This is a genomic window from Thalassospira mesophila (genome assembly GCF_002115755.1).
GTDB classification, from domain to species: domain Bacteria; phylum Pseudomonadota; class Alphaproteobacteria; order Rhodospirillales; family Thalassospiraceae; genus Thalassospira; species Thalassospira mesophila.
The window spans coordinates 1-19698 of record NZ_JFKA01000017.1 but is presented as its reverse complement, the minus strand read 5'-3'; the positions used below and the strand labels follow the sequence as shown (position 1 = coordinate 19698).

Annotated in this window: 14 protein-coding genes; 1 reads left to right on the top strand and 13 read right to left on the bottom strand. The window is 54.7% G+C overall.

Annotation, left to right across the window (positions count from 1 at the left end; genetic code table 11):
• Positions 1-339: 339 nt before the first annotated feature.
• From fdhD to TMES_RS20785, 7 genes are all read right to left on the bottom strand, one after another.
• Positions 340-1236, bottom strand: coding sequence for a formate dehydrogenase accessory sulfurtransferase FdhD (fdhD, locus tag TMES_RS20815; protein WP_245835538.1), 897 nt, complete (start codon positions 1234-1236; stop codon positions 340-342).
• Entirely contained in the window at positions 1236-1460 is a 225-nt protein-coding gene (locus TMES_RS20810; protein WP_085586201.1) for a formate dehydrogenase subunit delta, read from the bottom strand. Before TMES_RS20810 ends, fdhD begins: the two co-directional genes overlap by 1 nt.
• Positions 1461-1677: 217 nt before the next feature.
• Positions 1678-4557 (bottom strand): formate dehydrogenase subunit alpha, encoded by a 2880-nt coding sequence (fdhF, locus tag TMES_RS20805; RefSeq protein ID WP_085586199.1) that lies wholly within the window; start codon positions 4555-4557, stop codon positions 1678-1680.
• 4 nt (positions 4558-4561) lie between these two features.
• On the bottom strand, positions 4562-6118 hold the full coding sequence (locus TMES_RS20800; protein ID WP_085586197.1) for a formate dehydrogenase beta subunit: 1557 nt from the start codon (positions 6116-6118) through the stop codon (positions 4562-4564).
• Positions 6115-6594: a formate dehydrogenase subunit gamma gene (locus TMES_RS20795; protein WP_085586249.1), complete on the bottom strand. Its 480-nt coding sequence runs from the start codon at positions 6592-6594 to the stop codon at positions 6115-6117. The genes TMES_RS20800 and TMES_RS20795 overlap by 4 nt, the downstream gene beginning before the upstream one ends.
• Before the next feature lie 103 nt (positions 6595-6697).
• Positions 6698-7594: a LysR family transcriptional regulator gene (locus TMES_RS20790; RefSeq protein WP_085586195.1), complete on the bottom strand. Its 897-nt coding sequence runs from the start codon at positions 7592-7594 to the stop codon at positions 6698-6700.
• A gap of 194 nt (positions 7595-7788) precedes the next feature.
• Entirely contained in the window at positions 7789-9537 is a 1749-nt protein-coding gene (locus TMES_RS20785; RefSeq protein ID WP_085586193.1) for an OFA family MFS transporter, read from the bottom strand.
• A 448-nt stretch (positions 9538-9985) separates the two neighbouring features.
• On the opposite strand from TMES_RS20785, the gene TMES_RS20780 reads away from it, so the two are divergent.
• Entirely contained in the window at positions 9986-10318 is a 333-nt protein-coding gene (locus tag TMES_RS20780) for a hypothetical protein (RefSeq protein WP_143589760.1), read from the top strand.
• Positions 10319-10334: 16 nt separating this feature from the next.
• Here the strand turns inward: TMES_RS20780 and TMES_RS20775 are convergent, their stop codons facing one another.
• From TMES_RS20775 to TMES_RS20750, 6 genes are all read right to left on the bottom strand, one after another.
• Positions 10335-12395 carry a sensor histidine kinase gene (locus TMES_RS20775; RefSeq protein ID WP_085586189.1) on the bottom strand — a complete coding sequence of 687 codons (2061 nt, stop codon included), beginning with the start codon at positions 12393-12395 and terminating at the stop codon, positions 10335-10337.
• Positions 12392-13948, bottom strand: coding sequence for a sigma-54-dependent transcriptional regulator (locus TMES_RS20770; protein WP_245835537.1), 1557 nt, complete (start codon positions 13946-13948; stop codon positions 12392-12394). The genes TMES_RS20775 and TMES_RS20770 overlap by 4 nt, the downstream gene beginning before the upstream one ends.
• A gap of 135 nt (positions 13949-14083) precedes the next feature.
• Positions 14084-14818 (bottom strand): DUF4396 domain-containing protein, encoded by a 735-nt coding sequence (locus TMES_RS20765; protein ID WP_085586187.1) that lies wholly within the window; start codon positions 14816-14818, stop codon positions 14084-14086.
• Positions 14819-14919: 101 nt separating this feature from the next.
• Positions 14920-15900, bottom strand: a complete 981-nt coding sequence (locus tag TMES_RS20760; RefSeq protein WP_085586185.1) for an SDR family oxidoreductase — start codon at positions 15898-15900, stop codon at positions 14920-14922.
• Between the two features lie 12 nt (positions 15901-15912).
• Positions 15913-18348 carry an FdhF/YdeP family oxidoreductase gene (locus tag TMES_RS20755; protein ID WP_245835536.1) on the bottom strand — a complete coding sequence of 812 codons (2436 nt, stop codon included), beginning with the start codon at positions 18346-18348 and terminating at the stop codon, positions 15913-15915.
• Between the two features lie 63 nt (positions 18349-18411).
• A complete protein-coding gene (locus TMES_RS20750) occupies positions 18412-19407 on the bottom strand; it encodes an aldose 1-epimerase (protein ID WP_085586183.1) in 996 nt (331 codons plus the stop codon).
• Positions 19408-19698: the final 291 nt, after the last annotated feature.

The following is a 19698-nucleotide window of genomic DNA, read 5'->3' as shown; positions in this document are numbered from 1 at the left end:
AAGAACTGCGCGAAAAGGATGGAAAAGCCCGGCCAAATGTTCACCCGTTTGTGCAAAGAGGGTAGGTCATCCTCTTTGGATTTATTGCAACGACCCACAAAGTATTATGCTTAGGTTTTTAACCAGAATGTACAGGGAGTGACAGGAAATTATACTGTCACCCTATCTCAATTGCATATTGGCTATGTGGTAACGTGATGTCGCTCTTAAATCGGTGAGTGAGAAAATATCAAGGTTTTACCGGCATTTCCACCAAAGGATTTCTTGTTAAAGGGGGGGTAACCCGGGGTGGTGTCGACCGGGGACTAACGGGTTTCTGCTGTTATTCCCGGTGTCCTGTCAGGCGAAGCGGCGAAAAAGTCCGCGCCGTTCGCGGCAGATAAGGGTTAGTCCCGCCTGGCGCGCCAGATTGACGGCCGTAAGTGTTGGCCCCGAAAGGGTTACCAGCCCGCCAATACCGCATTGCACGGTTTTGATCACGATTTCATAGGAACAGCGGCTGGTCATTAAGATAAAACCGCTTGCCGGGTCGATATTTTGCCGGGCCATGGCGCCAAGAACCTTGTCGATCGCATTGTGACGGCCGATATCTTCGCGCGCCAGCACGATGGTGCCATTGGCGGTGGCAAAGGCGCTGGCATGAAGCAACCCGCCCCCGGCCTTGTTGCGGCTTTGAAAATCGGGCAGGGCATCAATTGCGGCCAGGACAACATCCTGCGGCATGTTTGCTGCGATAACCTTGTGCGGCGTTTCGGCGGCGATGGTTTCGAGCGACTGCACCCCGCACAGCCCGCAGCCAGACCGGCCTTCCAGGGATCGCTGACGGGTATCAAGGGCATCAAGGCAGTCTTCGTCCAGATCCGCCTCAAGAACATATCCGCGCAAGGTCGACCGAATGTCGCGAATGGTAATTTGTCCGGCATGGCGGATGATGCCTTCGCTCAGGCAAAAGCCAACAATGAAATCGTCGAGATCATGGGGCGATGTCATCATCACGGCATAGGATTTGCCATTAAACACCAGTGCAGCCGGGACTTCGGGTTGTAGCTGTATGGTGTCGTTGTCGCCATTGGCATCCGTATCCGTATCCGCATCGGTGCTGTTGCTGTTGATGGCCACGGCACGGTTTTGCGTGCGGTCGTCAATCATGGGGCGTGCGGCATTGCTGTCGCCGGGCCATGAGGGGGCGATTGTCAGGTCGGGCGGGGATGATGCGGACAGGGGCATACGGGCCATTATGCAGGTTGCTTTACCTTGCGAATGGCGGGGGCGGCGTCAATTACCAGTTGGTCCAGCCCTTTGCCGCCCTTGGCGATATGGTCAAACAGGGCGATGCGCATGCGCGGTTCCCAAAAATCGCTGATATGTCCGGCAATGCCCGGTACAGCCGTTTCTGGCGGTTGGGATTTAAAAAAAGTTGCAATTTGATTGGCCATATAAACAAGTTTTTCAGGCGTCATGGGTCAATTCTCCTGCCAGCAAACAGTGCGGCATCATACAGGATTACGCAGTTTTACAAAAATCCCGTGCTTTTAAACGTTTATCGCGCCTGTTTGGTTCCGTATGTTCACGCGCGGGGGCGATTTTATCGTTTTATCAGGCCGGGTTATGTTACCGCACACTGGAAACAGATGTTTGCGGGCACGTCTGAAACCAGCGGTGCCCGCAAAAGCATGTTTATTCCGCCGCGTTAATGGTGGGCAAAATACGACGGGCCTGTTTGGCCTGTTCGTCATATTCGACCTGCCATTCGCTGGGCCCGTTCGAGGACGAAACCTGCACCGCTGTTACCTTGTATTCCGGGCAGTTGGTGGCCCAGTCGGTAAAGTCGGTGGTAATCACGTTGGCCTGCGTGCCGGGGTGATGGAAGGTTGTGTAAACCACACCGGGCGACACGCGATCGGTAATTTTGGTGCGCAGGGTGGTTTCGCCAGACCGCGAAACCAGACGGATCCAGTCACCATCGCGAATGCCGCGTTGTTCGGCATCGTGCGGATGAATTTCCAGAAGGTCTTCCTCGTGCCAGACGCTGTTTTGCGTGCGCCGTGTTTGTGCGCCAACGTTATACTGGCTCAGGATACGCCCGGTGGTCAGCAATAGCGGGAAGCGCGGGCCGGTTTTTTCATCGGTGGCAACATATTCGGTGACGACAAATTTACCCTTGCCGCGCACAAAACCGTCTATATGCATCACCGGGGTACCCAGTGGGGCCTTTTCGTTGCACGGCCACTGGATTGAGCCTTCGCGTTCCAGCAAATCGTAATTCACCCCGGCAAAGCTGGGCGTGGTGGCGGCAATTTCATCCATTACCTGTGACGGGTGGGTGTAGTTCCAGTTAAGTCCCATGGCGCGGGCCAGGTTCTGGGTCACTTCCCAGTCGGCATAGCCGTTTTTGGGCGCCATGACCTTGCGCACGCGGTTAATGCGGCGTTCGGCATTGGTAAAGGTGCCGTCTTTTTCCAAAAAGGTCGAACCGGGCAGGAAAACATGGGCGTAATTGGCTGTTTCGTTCAAAAACAGGTCATGCACCACCACACATTCCATTGCCGCAAGGCCCGCGGCCACATGTTTGGTATCGGGGTCGGACTGCAAAATGTCTTCGCCCTGAATGTAAATACCGCGAAACGTGCCATCAACAGCGGCATCAAGCATGTTGGGAATGCGCAAACCGGGTTCGTCGTTAAGCTTAACCGACCACAGTTTTTCAAAAATATCGCGCGCACCATCGTCACTTATGTGGCGATAGCCCGGCAGTTCGTGCGGGAAAGACCCCATATCGCACGAACCCTGCACGTTGTTTTGCCCGCGCAGCGGGTTCACACCCACACCGGGGCGGCCAATATTGCCGGTTGCCATGGCCAGGTTGGCAATCGCCATAACAGTGGTGGAGCCCTGGCTGTGTTCGGTTACGCCAAGGCCGTAATAAATGGCGCCATTGCCGCCGGTGGCAAAAATGCGGGCGGCTTTGCGCATTTCATCGGCCGGAACACCCGAAATTTTTTCAATTTCTTCGGGGCTGTTTTTGGCATCGGCCACAAAGGTTGCCCAGTCTTCAAATTCGGACCAGTCGCATTTTTCGCGAATAAAGGCTTCGTCAAACAGGCTTTCGGTGACAATGACATGCGCCAATGCGGTTAGCACCGCAACGTTGCTGCCCGGCCGCAAGGGCAAATGGGCGGCGGCCTGAATGTGCGGGGAACGCACAAGGTCAATCCGGCGCGGGTCAATCACAATCAATTGTGCCCCGGCGCGCAGGCGTTTTTTCAGGCGCGATGCAAAAACCGGGTGGCCGTCGGTCGGGTTCGCCCCAATCAGAATAACAACATCGGTATGTTCAACGCTGTCAAAATCCTGGGTGCCAGCCGAGGTGCCAAAGGTGGTTTTCAACCCATAGCCGGTGGGCGAATGGCAGACACGGGCACAGGTATCGACATTGTTATTGCCAAATCCGGCCCGGATCAGCTTTTGCACCAGAAAGGTTTCTTCGTTGGTGCACCGCGAGGACGTGATACCGCCAATGGAGTCCTTGCCATATTGTTCCTGAAGGCTGCGGAACTTGTTGGCGGTATAACTTAATGCTTCTTCCCAAGACACTTCGCGCCACGGATCGTTGATGTTTTCGCGGATCATGGGGTTTAAAATGCGGTCCTTGTGGCTGGCATAGCCATAGGCAAACCGGCCCTTAACGCAGGAATGGCCCCGGTTGGCCTTGCCATCCTTATAGGGCACCATGCGCACCAGTTCATCGCCGCGCATTTCCGCCTTGAACGAACAGCCAACCCCGCAATAGGCACAGGTGGTGACAACCGAATGTTCCGGCTGGCCAATTTCGATAACTGATTTTTCCTGCAAGGTTGCGGTCGGGCAGGCCTGGACACAGGCCCCGCACGACACACATTCCGATGACAGGAAATCTTCGTGCATACCCGGCGATACGCGCGATTCAAACCCGCGCCCTTCAATGGTCAGCGCAAATGTGCCCTGCACTTCTTCACAGGCGCGTACACAGCGCGAACAGACAATGCATTTGCTCGGGTCATAGGTGAAATAGGGGTTGCTTTCATCCTTAAGCATATAGCGGGGGTTTTCCTCGCCATTTTGGCGGGATTTAACGTGGTTTTCACCTTCATAGCCATAACGCACATCGCGCAAACCAACCGCACCGGCCATGTCTTGCAATTCGCAATCGCCATTGGCTGCACAGGTAAGGCAGTCCAGCGGATGGTCGGAAATGTAAAGTTCCATCACCCCGCGACGCAGCTTTTTAAGCCGGTCATTCTGGGTGCGCACCACCATGCCATCGGCAGCCGGTGTGGTGCAGGATGACGGGGTGCCACGGCGGCCTTCAATTTCCACCAGACACAGGCGGCACGAGCCAAAGGCATCAACCATATCGGTTGCGCACAATTTGGGAATTTGAATGCCAGCTTCCATCGAGGCGCGCATGACAGATGTGCCTTCGGGCACGGTCACGTCAAAGCCGTCGATATTCAGCGTTACGGTTTTGTCGGATGTGACGGCGGGGGTGCCGTAATCGATTTCTGTAACCAGGGACATTTTCTTACTCCGCTGCAATATCAAGCGCGCGTGGCTTGAAATCTTCGGGGAAGTGGGTCAGCGCACTTAAAACCGGATAGGGGGTGAAACCGCCCAAAGCACAAAGAGATCCGAATTTCATGGTGTCGCACAAATCATGAAGCAGCTCGATCTGGCCGTCGGGATCATCGCCTTGGGCGATTTTATCGACGGTTTCAACGCCGCGTACCGCACCAATACGGCACGGCGTGCATTTGCCACAGCTTTCAATGGCGCAAAACTCCATCGCAAACCGCGCCTGTTTCATCAGATCAACGCTGTCGTCAAACACAACAATACCGGCATGGCCGATCAATCCGTCGCGCTTGGCAAATTCTTCGTAATCAAACGGGGTATCAAACAGATCACGCGGGAAATAGGCCCCCAAAGGCCCGCCCACCTGCACGGCGCGCACCGGGCGGCCGGTGGCGGTGCCGCCGCCAATATCGTCGACCAACTCGCCCAATGTCAGGCCAAAGGCAGTTTCAAACAGGCCGCCAAATTTAATATTACCCGCCAACTGGATGGGAATGGTGCCGCGTGAGCGGCCCATGCCAAAATCGCGGTAAAAGTCCGCCCCTTTGTCCATAATGATGGGAACAGATGCCAGTGACAGCACATTGTTCACAACCGTCGGGCGGCCCATAAAACCTTCAAGGGCGGGAAGCGGTGGTTTGGCCCGCACAACGCCGCGTTTGCCTTCAAGGCTGTTTAGCAGCGACGTTTCCTCGCCGCAAACATAGGCCCCGGCCCCGGTGCGGACTTCCATGTCGAAATCATATTCCGAGCCCAGAATGTTTTTGCCCAGAATGCCGCCCGCACGCGCCACTTTAACGGCTTCTTCCATCACGCGGATGGCATCGGGATATTCGGATCGGGTATATAAATATCCCTTGGTGGCCCCGGTGGCGATACCGGCAATGGCCATGCCTTCGATCAGAACGAAGGGCTCGCCTTCCATGATCATGCGATCGGCAAAGGTGCCGCTATCGCCTTCATCGGCATTGCAAACAATGTATTTTTGCGAGGATTCGGCTCCCAGCACGGTATTCCATTTAATCCCGGTGGGAAAACCGGCCCCGCCACGACCCCGCAGGCCGCTATCGGTAACCTGTTTAACAATATCGGCCGGTTTCATGGTGACGGCCTTGTCTAACCCGGCAAAGCCTTCATAGGCGCGGTAATCTTCGATGGATAACGGGTCGATAATACCGCAACGCGCAAAGGTCAGCCGGGTTTGTTTTTTCAGGAACGGAATTTCCTCGGTCGGGCCAAGGGCCAGGGCATGGTCGCTGCCTGCGATAAAATCGGCATCAAACAGGCTGGCAACATCCTTGGGTGTGACCGGGCCATAGGCAAAGCGCCCGGTGGGGGTTTCGACCTCGACCATCGGTTCTAGCCAATACATGCCGCGCGACCCGTTGCGCACCAGTTTGGCATCAATGTTGCGTTTGCCAATTTCGGTTGCAACGGCGGTGGCAACATCATCGGCCCCCAGCGCGATGGAGCCTGAATCCAGCGGGACGTAAATTTTAAGGCTCATGAACGTGCCTCCGCGATCAGGGTATCAAGGCGGTCTTCATCGACACGGCCCACCAGTTTATCGTCCATCAGGGCGGCAGGGGCGCAGGCGCACAGGCCCAGGCAATAAACCGGTTCTAACGTGATGGCGTCATCATTGGTGGTTTCGTGCCAGTCCACATTCAGGGTGCGCCTGGCATGGTCGGCCACGCGGTCGGCCCCCATCGACTGGCAGGCTTCCGCCCGGCATATTTTAAGAACGTGACGGCCTGGGTGCTTTTCGCGAAAATCGTGATAAAAACTGGCAACACCATGAACTTCGGCGCGGCTTAAATTCAGGCGGCCAGCAATAATTTGCAGGGCAGGTTGCGGGACAAAGCCAAATTCCTTTTGCACATCATGCAAAATTGGCAATAACGGGCCTTCCAGTTCGGCGCATGCATCAACGATGGCACCGACCCGAACGGACATTTCCTCGGTCGTAACAGATAAAGACAATGCAGCCTCTCTCACAAAGCAGTCTTTGTTTATTTTTATCAGTGTCGGCAAAACCGCCACTGCGTTCAATAGAGCGTTCCCGTTACGCGATAGCAAAACCTTATCAAGCGGCTTGTTGCAGTGCGGAAATACGGGCCGCTTCCTTTAAAAGCGCCGCAATGATCGGTGTTTGCGGCTCCCGGCTTGCGGTAATCAGGCCTACTTGATGGCGGGCATCGGGGTTAACGATGGGCACGGCGCGAATGCGATCGGGCAGGCCAAAGGTCTGGATCATTTTTTCGGGCATGATGCTGGCCCAGTTGCCGGTTTGCACATGGGAAAACAGCGCAATCATTGAATCTGATACCAGCGTTGGTTTGGCCTCGGCCCCGGCTTCGGCCAGATGGCTGTCGATGATGCGGCGGTTTTGCATGTCGGGCGTTAACAGGCACAACGGCAGCAGGCTGGCATCGTGCCACGAAATGCTGTCTTTCTCGCCGTAATTGGCATGGATCGATGTCACCAGCAAATAGCGTTCGTCATATAGCGGAACTTTGGTGACCCGGCCCAGTGGTTCGTTATCCAGATATGTAATTCCGGCATCAATTTCCAGATTTTCCAGCAAGGCGCGAATTTCGCCCGATGTGCGTGACAGCACCGAAAAGGTAATATCGGGGTGCTTTTCGCGAAACGGTGTTGTCAGTTCCTGCACCATCGCAAGGGCGGTGGGGATAACGGCAATTTTCACCCTGCCGGTCAGGCCCAGCCGCATGGCGCGCATTTCATCACGCATGGATCGCGCACTGCCCACAATATGCCGCGCCCAGTCCAAAACCCGCTCGCCTTCCAGGGTTAAGCCCTGAAACCGCGATCCGCGCCGCACCAGCATCACACCCAACTGGTCTTCCAGCTGGCGAATGGCGCTGGAAAGGGTGGGCTGGGTAACGCCGCAGGCCTCGGCGGCATGGCCAAAATGCTGTTCGCGGGCCAGCACCATAAACATTTCAAGTTTGTCGATCATTTTTGCCCCGTCCCGGTCGTTCTGGGTGTTGTGAACTTGCCGGTCCGTTAAAGGTGGTTTTGTTGCAGGCAGGGTAACCGATTTGGGGCGGATACCTGCAACAAAACCTTTTTCGTCATGTGGGTATTATTTTGCAATGACCCGCATTAACGAATTGCGGCTCCCTGTTTCGGGGCGCCGCAATCCTCGATGGTTCAGGCTTTCGAGGCTTCGGCTGCCGTTCGGGCATTCTTGGCGTCGATATCGTCGTTGCCTGCGGTTTCCATGTAATGTTTGTCATGGATCGGTTTGACCAGGGCGTTGGCAATCAAACCAATTACCAGCAAGCCCGCCATCGCATACATGGTGGTGTTATAAAGGCTTGATGTCGGGTCAATCGTGCCGGCAGGGGCAATTTCCATCAACCGGGCGATGGTTACGGTTTTTGCCGCAACCAGCTGATCGATCTGTTCAATGCCCGCCCCGAATTTTTGCTGGAATGCAGCAGGATCAATCTTGCTGGCCAGATCGGAAATGGAACTGGTTACCGATGCCTGACGCAGCTGGGTAATGGCAAGCGGGCCTAAAACGCCAGCCGTGCTCCAAGCGGTTAACAACCGGCCATGAATACCACCGACATATTTGGTGCCGAAAATATCAGCCAGATATGCCGGGACGGTGGCAAAGCCGCCACCGTACATGGTGAAGATAATCATGGTCGCGGCATAGAACATCACAAGCCAGGTAATGGCCGGGTTGACGCTGACCTGCTCGGCGGCAAACGGAATCGACAGATACAGAATGATGCCGAGGATGAAGAAGCAAAAATAGGTGTTTTTGCGCCCGATATAATCCGAGATCGAGGCCCAGAAGAACCGCCCGCACATGTTAAAGACCGAAATCATAAACACATAGGTCGCGGCAAAGGCCGAATTAACCACCAAAGGGAGGGTCGATCCGAAAATTTCCGACATCATGGTTTTGGCAACGCCAATCACCCCGATACCGGCGGTCACGTTAAAGCACAGAACAATCCACAGCAGGTAAAACTGCGGGGTTTTCAATGCCTGATCAATATGGACGTTTTTATGCGTGATCATGCGCTTGGATGCGGCATCCTCGGTTGGCGGAGTCCAGCCAGCCGGAAGCCATCCTTCGCGCGGGACGCGATAGGAAAACGATGCAATGATCATGACAATGAAATAGGCAACGCCAAGGGTAAAGAAGGTCGAAGCAGCACCGGTGTTACCCGTGCCAACCACATAAACACCTTCCTGCAGTGGAACCGGGGCCGATGCAATCTGTGCGGCACCGGCAACAACCACTTCCACCATCTGGCCGCCAACTTCGGCCATGCGTTTGCCGCCTTCGGTAACCATGTTAATGGCACCTTCGGCCCCCAGATAATCCGGGGCCTTATAGAAAAACGACAGCAATGATTCCTTGATCGGCGTTGCAATCATGGCGCCGCCGCCAAAGCCCATAATGGCCATGCCGGTTGCCATGCCGCGCCGGTCGGGGAACCACCGGATCAGGGTTGATACCGGCGATACATAGCCCAAACCAAGGCCGCAGCCGCCAATGGCACCATAGCCCAGATACACCAGCCAGAGCTGGTGGGTCATAATGCCGAAACCACCGATGATGAAACCGCCGCCCCAGCAAAATGCGGCGACAACGCCCACCATGCGCGGGCCGACTTCTTCCAGCCATTTGCCGCCAAAGGCAGCCGCAAGGCCCAAAAAGACAATGGCGACAGAGAAAATCCAGACAACAGATTTAAGGCCCCAATCCCCCGACGAGGCCGCTACCACGCCAAATTCCTTGATCAGGGGCGGGTTAAAAATGCTCCATGCATAGACGGAGCCAATGCACAAATGAATGGCGATGGATGCTGGCGGAACCTTCCAGCGGTTGAAATCGTCATGCGCGACGATATGTTCCTTTTTCAGGCTATCAAACATTCAAATTTTCCTCCCGGTATTCTGTTTTTTCAGACCCTTGATCGGCCCGTCCGTGATTGACCGGAGCAAACATTACCGCAAAACCCGTGCCATTTTCTTCAATGGCAGGGATTTGGCGGGGTTACTGGAAAGCTTCTGATTGTTTTTATCTATCGACCGATTGGCCAATGGACAAAATGTCCAACTATTTTTGAAATAAGGTTGTGGATAAGGACATTTTGTCCCGCGTGTGTGGCAGGTGTTTTTTGCCAAATGCTGCGCAGCATTTTAGGGGGAACAATCGGATGAATTTGGTTTTCAAAGATGTCTGCAGTCATTTTGCGCTGCTGCCATAATGAAACCTGAAAATAGCGGTTCTTCCTTTTCCATTGTCGAAAACGTAATCAATCGACGGTACGTTTTGAGGATGATTTGTAACCTGGTAATGGAAAAACGGGTGATTTCAGGAATGCGTATTTCAAATATAGTGCAGGTTCTGGCGGTTGCGATGCTTGTGGTGTCCTTTGGGAAAAATGCTCAGGCGGGGCAAGGTTCAGCAACGACCTGGAGTGAAAAGAAGTGCGAGCTGTTTACCAAATTTGGCACCGAACAGGGTGCAACTGGTCTGGGACAGGCATTTTTGGCCCGTCAGGATCAGTTTATCCAGTCGGGCTGTGTTGCGCGCATTCATGTTTGCCCCACCTCGCAAGGCGAGCTTGATTATGCCAACCGCATGTCGCTTTTAATGATCAATGAAGGGGCGACCGGGTCTTTTTTGCCGTTTTTATGTGATCAGGGTTAGGGCAATTGCCCTCATCCTAGCTGGCTTCGGGCAGCCAGATCAGGAATGTGGTGCCCTCGCCCGGCGTGCTGGTAACGTCAAAGCTGCCGCCTTGCCGGTCAATCAGGGTTTTGCTGATCGACAGGCCAAGGCCCGTGCCTTCGCGGCGTTTGGTGGTGAAAAACGGGTCGAATATGCGGGCCATCACATCCGGTGCCATGCCAATGCCGGTATCGGCGATGGTAATTAAAATGCCGGGTTCGCCGTCGCGGGCCATGTCCTGATCCATCAGGGTCAGGGTGCCGCCATCGGGCATGGCATGCAGGGCATTTACAATCAGGTTGACCAGTACCTGTTGCAGTTCGGTCCGGTTCATTACGATGAACCGGGTCGAGGTATGGGTCAGGGTGACATTGATGGCGGCGCGGTTTAACAAATGCTGCACCAGTGGCAAGCAATCGTTGATCACTTCACCGGCATCGTGGCGTTCAACAAAACCGGCATATTCCTCGGGTTTGGCAAATTGCAGCAGTTTGGTCATGATCTGATTAATGCGGCTGACCTGTTCGTCGATCAGGCGAATTTCGGTTCGGGCGATATTGGCGTTGTCGCCCAAAAGGCTGCACATCACATCAAAATTGCCCTGCAACACCGCGACCGGGTTGTTAATTTCATGGGCAACCCCGGCGGTAATTTCGCCAATCGCGGCCAGTTTTTCCGACATGATCAGTTGTTTGGTCGCCGCTTCAAGTTGCTGGTTGGCTTTTTGCAGTTCGGCGGTACGTTCATCAACACGGGTATTAAGTTCATCATTCCAGTGGCGCAATTGCCGATCGCGTTGTTGCACCTGGTCTAGCAAATCATCCAGATGCATGGCGACATGGGAAATTTCGTCGCGCGCGACGGGCAGGTTGGTGCGCGCACCCAGATCGCCATTTTCAACCCGGGCAATGGTGCGGGTCATGCGTTCCAATGGCTTGAAAATACCCCGCGCCCAGCGCAAAAACACCGGGATGGTAATGGTGGCGACCACCAGAAACGCCCCGAATATTAAAATCAGACTTTCATATTTGGTCCGGGCAAAGGGCTGTTCCAAAAAGCCGACATAGAGCATGCCCACCCGTTTGCCAAAACTGTCCGTGATCGGCTCATAGGCCGAAATGTACCAGTCATTAACCACAAACGCCCGGTCCAGCCACACCTTGCCATCGCCCAAAACCGCAGATCGCACAGCACCCGACACCCGTGTTCCCAGCGCCCGGCGATTTTCAAACAGGCGCACATTGGTCGATATCCGGACATCATCCAAAAACAGGGTGGCGGTGCCCTGGCTGCCTTCGGGCAGGCTGCTGGCGCGATATACCAGATCATTGATGGTATCGATGAAAACAAGGTTCTGGTTGAGCAAAATGCCGCCCACCAGCGCGCCCTTTGTGCCATCGGGTAAGGTCACATAACTGGCCGAATGCACCACCATGCCCCGGCTTTCAATGTTTTGGTCGGTCGGGGTGGCATTTGGCGTGTCGATCAGATCAAGCCGGGCACGTTGTGCCATTGCCGGTGAAATTGCGGCAAGGTCGCTGTTTTTAAAAATATCAACAGCGGTGGAGGATCCGCCCGCAAGGGCGGTTTCAATCACTGGCCAGTTCTGGTTAATAACGGGTTGGGCGGTGGCGGGCGATGCACTGGCAAGCTGCGAGCGGCTGTTGATCAGGTATAAAAAATCCAGCCCCATTTTCTGGCGTTGCTGGTCAAGCAGGGCGGCAAGGGTTTGGTCATGATCCAGATTTTGATCAAGATCGTTATCGCGCAGTGCATCGCGAAACGAAACCGATTGCCCCAGGGCCTCGATCTGCTTGCCGGTATTTTCCAGAATATGGCTGAAATACTGATGCGCGATGGTTAAATCGCCATGCACCTTTGAGGTTAGCAGCGCATCAAACTTGCCGTTCCAGCGCACCATCATAAAGCCCAGCATCAAGGGCAATATTACCAGCGTTGGCAACAGGGCAATTGCCAGCAACCGAAACCGGATCGACCTTCCTGCCGGTTTGACAGTTCCGTATTTCAGGGGGGGCGATGATGCAGGCTCGCTCATTCCTGCGGGCCGTTCCAACTGGCACATTTGCGGTCGATGGTCTTGCGCGAGACACCCAGCCTGCGTGCGGCTTCGTTGCGGTTGCCGCCGGTTTTATGCAACATGGTCATGATGTGGCGGCGTTCCAGTTCGTCCAGCGTTTCGGTTTCGGTGCTGTCGGGGCTGTGTGCCGCATCATCGCGGAATTCGGGCGGAAAGCGCCCTAAAATCAGTGACCGCTCAATCAGGTTACGCAATTCGCGCACATTTCCCGGCCAGTTATAACGGGTTAGCCCGGCCCGCACCGCCCCATCCATTACCACCGGCGGCATGCCCAGTTGTTTGCTTAGTTTGTTCATAAACAAACCGGCCAGTTCCAGCACATCATCGCCGCGATCACGCAAGGGCGGCATGTGCATTTGCATCACGTTAATCCGGTAGAATAAATCAGCACGGAAATTTCCGGCCTCAACCTCGGCTTCCAGATCGGCATTGGTGGCGAAAATAAAGCGTAAATCCACCGGGGCTTCGCGTTCTGAGCCCACCGGGCGAATGCGCCGGTCTTCTATGGCGCGCAAAAGTTTGCTTTGGGTTGCCAGCGGCAATTCGCCAATTTCGTCTAAAAATAATGTCCCGCCCTGCGCATGTAAAAACAGGCCGTCGCGGGCATGGTTGGCCCCGGTAAAGGCCCCCTTTAAATGGCCAAACAGTTCGGCTTCGATCATATCGGTCGGAATGGCGGCACAATTAACCGGGACAAAGGGTTTGTCTGCCCGGTCAGACAGCGCATGGATGGACCTTGCCGTTACTTCCTTGCCGGTCCCGCTTTCCCCGGAAATTAAAATCGATGTCGGCAGCGGAGCAACGCGGGCAATGGTCTCGCGAAGGTCCTGAATTTCCGGCGAATAACCAATCAGCTTGTCACGCAGCAATACGTGGTCGGATGTTGATCTTAATTCATGGCGCAACACATAGTTTTCCCGGCGCAGGCGCATCCGGTCAAGGCAGCGGGCAACGGCGTTTAATATCTGGTTGGATCGAAAGGGCTTTAATACAAAATCAACCGCGCCAGCACGCAGTGCTTTGATGGCGGTATCAAGGTCGGCATAGGCGGTCATTAATATCGCATCGGCAAAAAAGCCGATTTCGCGCTGTTCGGTCAGCCATTCCACCCCGCTTTTGCCCGGCATGATGTTATCAAGGATCACGACATCAAAATGATGTTCATCAAGCTTGCGTGATGCTTCTGTGCTATCGGCGGCTTCTTCCAGCCGTTTGCAACGCGGGCCAAGGGTGCGGGACAGAAAATTGCGCATGCCCGGTTCATCATCGACAATCAGGATCGATGCTTGCGCCAGCCACGGGCCAAATTCCGGCCCCGGTCCGCTTTCGTTCCTGTCCTCGTCGCGCATTGATGCTGTATCGGTGCCCGGCGCGGCGGTGGCTGTTTCATCCATTGGCGACATATCGCCACGGCCGGTTTTCGGCGCACCCTCGTCGCGGTTTGCCGGGGGCAGGGGCGTATAGACATGCGCAGGTTTCCCCGGCGCACGTTGTGCGGTCGATCTCATCATGTTCCTCCGCCGATTTTATCTTGTTTTTTTTCAGATTAGATCACTCGGCGGGGAAAAGCAAAACCGGTAAACGGACAGGGCCGTTTCGCCTTTTGGCGATGCGGCGTGCGCCATGCCGGTTTTGCCGCAGGTTTATTACATTTTTTCCTTCACCCCGCTTTTGATCAACCAGACATTGACCGGATACGAGGTGGCAAAACCGCACCACATGGCGATTTGCATCATGAACCAGAACTCGACCGTGGGAACCTTAAGCTCGGCGCCGAGCAAGTCCTTGAAAATCAGGAAATGCGCAATCGCCATAAAGCCATACATGCCGACCTGCCACGCAATCAGCGACAGGGTATCGGCCTTGATCGCCTGATAAATACCCTGTCCAAAGCTAAGATCGCGCATCGGTTTGATGGTGAAATACTGAAACACCACGCCAAACCCAAACGCCAGAATAAAATCGAGTATCCAGGTCGCATACATTTTTTCTGAAAAGAACGACGGATAGCCCAGCCACACAGCGATGGCAGGCACAAAAAACACCAGCCATTCGGCAATGATATCGCCCAGCGCACAACCACTGCCACAATGTGCCGTGCCCTTTGCCACCATAATGCCAAACGGGGTAAAGCGTTTGTTGGGCGGGGTTTTGTTGTTTTTCATCGCAGGCATCATTGATCCATGCGATGCCAGTACCCCATAGCGAAAATACAGCCACAGGGCCGCAACCGAGGCAAATAGCGCAAATAACGGCCAAACCACATTCATGATCCACATATGTTGCGGATCGCGCATTTCGGCGACAATAATAACGATGGCACTGACCAGCCCCATCAAAAGGGAAATGATGGCAATGGCATGTAGCCAATCGGGAATCATAACGGGCTCCTTGCTGTTTTTGTCAGGCGGGCTGATTGCGAAAGAACGCGGGTGCGAAAGGCTGACGGCGAAATGCCAGCCTTTCTGTCAGGTCAGATGGCCTAATATCCCCCGATCACCGGCAGAATTTCGCCGGTGATAAAGCTTGAACATTGCGGGGATGCCAAAAATACATAGGCCGGTGCCAGTTCTTCGGGCTGGGCCGGGCGTTTCATCGGCGTTTCGCTACCAAATTGTGCAACTTCGTCCGCCACCCGGTCTGACGGGTTAAGTGGCGACCATACCGGGCCCGGCGCCACAGCATTAACGCGAATGTTGCGGTCAATCAGGTTGGAGCCCAAAGCACGGGTAAAGGCATGAATGCCGCCTTTGCTCATGGAATAATCCAGTAATTGCCAGTTGCCCGAAATCCCGGTGGTTGAGCCGGTATTAACAATCGCCGATCCGCTTTTCATGTGCGGAATGGCGGCGCGCGCCATTTGAAAATAGCCATGCAAATTGGTTTTGATGGTTTCGTCAAAATGCGCGTCGCTCAGGTCTTCGATGTTTTGGCTATGGACCTGAAAGGCGGCATTGTTAACCAACACATCCAGTCCGCCCAGTTCGGCGACGGTTGTTTCAACCGCGTCGTTGCAAAATGCCGTTTCGCGCACATCGCCGCGCAAAAGAATGCATTTTTGCCCTTCCTTTATCACCGCGTCGCGGGTTGTTTGGGCGTCTTCATCTTCATTTAAATAGGCAATGGCAATATCTGCACCTTCGCGGGCATATAATATCGCAACCGAGCGACCAATACCGGAATCGCCACCGGTTATCAGGGCAACCTTGCCTTCCAGCTTGCCCGATCCCTTGTAAAAAGGCGCGTCATACAGGGGTTCTGGCGACAGGCGGGCTTCAGTGCCGGGCTTGTCCTGATGGGTTTTTTCAAAAGGTGGCACCGGGTATTGGCGTGCGCCAGCCTGCATGGCGTTATCGCTTCGCTGTGGGGCGGCGGCGTCGGCCTTTGCGACCTCGTCCTGAATTTGACGTTGTCTTTCAACCGTGGCTGAAATGGTTGCTTCGCGTTTGTCATCGGGGCGCATGATGTGCTCCTTTTACTGTGCGACAGGGGTGGTCGGGCGCAGGGTTTTTTCAATACGAACCGGAATGGACTTTGCTGCCGGAACATGTGCTGTGCGCGAGTGGTGAAATAACGGCATTAACGGGTTCAGCTCGGGGTAATACCCCGCACAATTCCCCGCTGGGATCGAATAGGGCACCACCCGTAAACCTTCGACACGGCGATCAATGCCATCGGTCGTGGCCGTAACCAGATCAACCATTTCGCCGTCTTCAAGGCCCAGCCGGGCAATGTCTTGTGCGTTAAGCAAAACCACCATCCGGGTGCCGTGAATGCCCCGCAACCGGTCATCATAGCCATAAATGGTGGTGTTAAACTGGTCGTTGGAGCGAATGGTCAGCAAGGTCAGAACATCTAACCCGTTGGCATGAACATCCGGGTCGGTATCAAGGTTACGCGGCGTAATGAAATTGGCCTTGCCATTATCGGTTTTCCATTCGCGTTTGCAGGCGACAATATTGCGATGGAACCCGCCAGGATGGGTGAAGCGCTGGTTGAAATCCTTGAAGTCGTCGGGATAGGTGCGCTCGATCGCATCACGGACTTTGGCGTAATCATCGACCCATGCCTGCCACGGCACATCGGCCTTGTCATTGCAGGTGGCCATTGCCAACCGGGCAACAATGGCGGGTTCTGACAGTAATTTGTCGCTGGCTGGGTCGCGACTGCCAAAGGATCCGTGAATGTTGGCTGTTGAATCCTCCATCGATACCCATTGATCGCCACTCACCTGGGTGTCGCGTTCGCTCCGCCCCAGGCAGGGCAGTAGATAGGTCGCCCGTGTGGTCAGCAAATGGTTGCGGTTCAGTTTGGTGGCGATTTGTACGTGCAAATCCATCCGCCGCCATGCTTTTTCCACCAGGGCTGTCTCGGGAACGGCGCGCGAAAAATTGCCACCCAGACCGATAAAGCCTTTAACGGTGCCGTTTAACATCCCTTCGCAGGCTTCAACGGTATCCTTGCCCTTGTGGCGTGGCGGCTCAAAGCGGTAAAATTCAGCCAGTTTGTCAAGCGGGACCAGCTCGGGTTTTTCCGAAATGCCCACGGTGCGCTGGCCCTGCACATTACTATGCCCACGCACCGGCGAAATTCCGGCCCCTTCCTTGCCAATATTGCCGCGCATTAACAGCATGTTGCACAGCATCTGCACATTTTCCACACCTTCGCGGTGCTGGGTTAACCCCATGCCATAATTGGCAATGACCCGCTCCTTGCTGGCATAAAGGGCGGCAATGCGCTCAATTTCGGCTCGTTCAATGCCGGACCGTTTAACAATTTCATCCCAGTTTGCGGCACGCAAAAACGCGCAAAATTCATCAAAGCCGCTGGTATGCTGGTTAATAAAATCATGATCCAACACGGCAGGTGTGCCGGCCTTTTGGGCATCATCTTCCAACACCAGCAAATGTTTGCAAATGCCGGTTAAAACCGACAGGTCACCGCCGGATTTAAGTTGCAAAAAGTCGCTCGACATTTCGGTGCCCGGGCCAGGCGACAGCATTTCGGTGGGGGATTGCGGGTTTTTAAACCGTACCAGCCCGCGTTCGGGCAGCGGGTTAAAGGCCACCAGCGGCACACCGCGTTTGCGGGCTTCCTGCAACGGATGCAACATGCGCGGGGCGTTAACGCCAACATTGTGGCCGATAAAAAAGATCATGTCGCATTTGGCAAAATCTTCCAGCTGTACCGTACCCACAGGCGACCCGATTGATTTGGGCAGCCCGACCGAGGTGGATTCATGGCACATATTTGATGAATCAGGCAGATTGTTAGACCCGTAAATGCGAGCAAACAGCTGATACATATGCGATGCCTCCAGCGAGGCCCGGCCCGAGGCATAAAAAATCACGTCATCCGGGTTCAACCGGTTTAATTCGGCCGCAATTTCTCGAAAGGCCACATTCCAGTCAATCGGTTCGTATTTATCGCAATCCGGGTTGTATTTCATCGGTGCGCTCAGACGCCCGGTTTTCTCCAGATCGTGGTCGTTCCAATCGCGAAGCTCTGTCACCGTATGGCGGGCAAAAAAATCGGGATCCGCACGTTTGGGGTCGTGTTCCCAAATGGTGGCTTTGGCGCCGTTTTCACAAAACTCGAAACTGCTGGGCTCGCGCGGTTTGGCCCAGGAACACGAAACACACATAAACCCGTCGGGTTTGTTTTGCTCGCCCAGCATCGCCCAGATGTCAGATGCCAGTTGCCCGTTTTCCTCGGCTTTTTTAATCAGCGATTTTAACGACCCCCATCCACCGGTGGGGCTGTTATATTCTTTGATAACAATATCTTCTGGATCCAGCTCGGAACGTTTCATCATCATCACCCGACATCGTAAAATACAGCCGGTTGGCAGGGGCCAATAGGCCGGAATGCAGGACGCATCCATTTCCATAACGACAAAGGGCCCTCCCATGTTCCGGAAGGACCCTTTTTCATTCTGGCAACGGGCGGTAAAGATGGCCCGAAATGACGATGGTTAGCTGTTGGTGTTCTCAACAGCCTCGCACGACAATCGATAATGACAGGACCATGCCTGGCCCGCGACCAGCGCCACCCCCGCCTTGGCCATTCCGGCAGGTGTCATGTCGTTGCGGTCAAAATAGGAATTTACCGGCTCAATGCCGATGCCCTGAAAATGCGGTGCCGGGCTAATAGCGCGTAAACCCGGGTTGGCGATCCAGATCAGGCAATGGGGAAAATCCCTGGCATCCCAGCACAGGTTGGCACGAAATCCTTCCTGTGCATAATTCAGGCTCATCTTTCCGTGGCTGTCAAAAATCGCAATAATTTCCTCGCCCAACTGTGCTGTCTGGCGCCAGATATTGCTGCTTTGCCCGTCCTTGCGCCGGGCCTGCCCGCTATCGCTAATCACTTCGTGGGCACCTAGCAGACTGTCGCGCGGGGCAATATCTTGCGGGGCGGTCATCACCTGGCCATGCGCGCCGGGGGCAATGTCAAATGCCCCTTCTTCCTGCGGCAATCTGAAAATCGGATGCAGGCCGATCGGCAAGGCGCAGTCCTCGTTGACATATATATATAGACCACACTCGATTTCCGGCCGGTCGGGGGCAAGGCGGATGGTCCGCTCCAGCCTTTTCACCACATGCCCGGTCGGGTAATCGATGCCCAGGCGCAGGCTGCTGGTATCGATATCGATAAGTTGCCATGCCCTGTCGCTGCCATATCCGTGATGATGCCGGTCATGGCCGGTGGTGCCAAAGGGCACACAGGGCCATTCGCCGCCAATATTCTGGATATGCGGGGCGACATTATCTAATGGCGTTTCGTGCCACGATGCCTCGGCCAGCGGCGATACGGTTTTGCCGTTCGGCAAATGAAAGCGCACATGGTGCATCGCCGCGCCGGTGGCGAAGACATCAAGGTCGCAAAACTGGTTGGCAAGATGCCACCGGTGCTGTGACGGGTTCGCTTTTGGGGTTGGAGTGGCGGGCGATAACGGCACTTGGGGCATTGCGTGTGTCCTGTTGTGGGCGATGGGCGGTTATTTTGTCCATTTTGCCTGCTTTAATGGCGGTAGCAAGCCGCCAAACTTTGCCCAAAGGCCTCCAGGCGTCAATCTTTGTCGCTCGCAGAATCATTTCCGGGCAGGACTCCTTGACCTGTGGTTGCCAAAGGTCTGCAATCATTCTCTCTTTTGCTTGGGGGCTGTTTTCCGGCACGATTTAACCTTTCTGTAAGCTACTGTTTTAAAATAGTTTTCAATAAAAACGCCGCAAACGTGATTTTTTCTACAAAAAGGTGT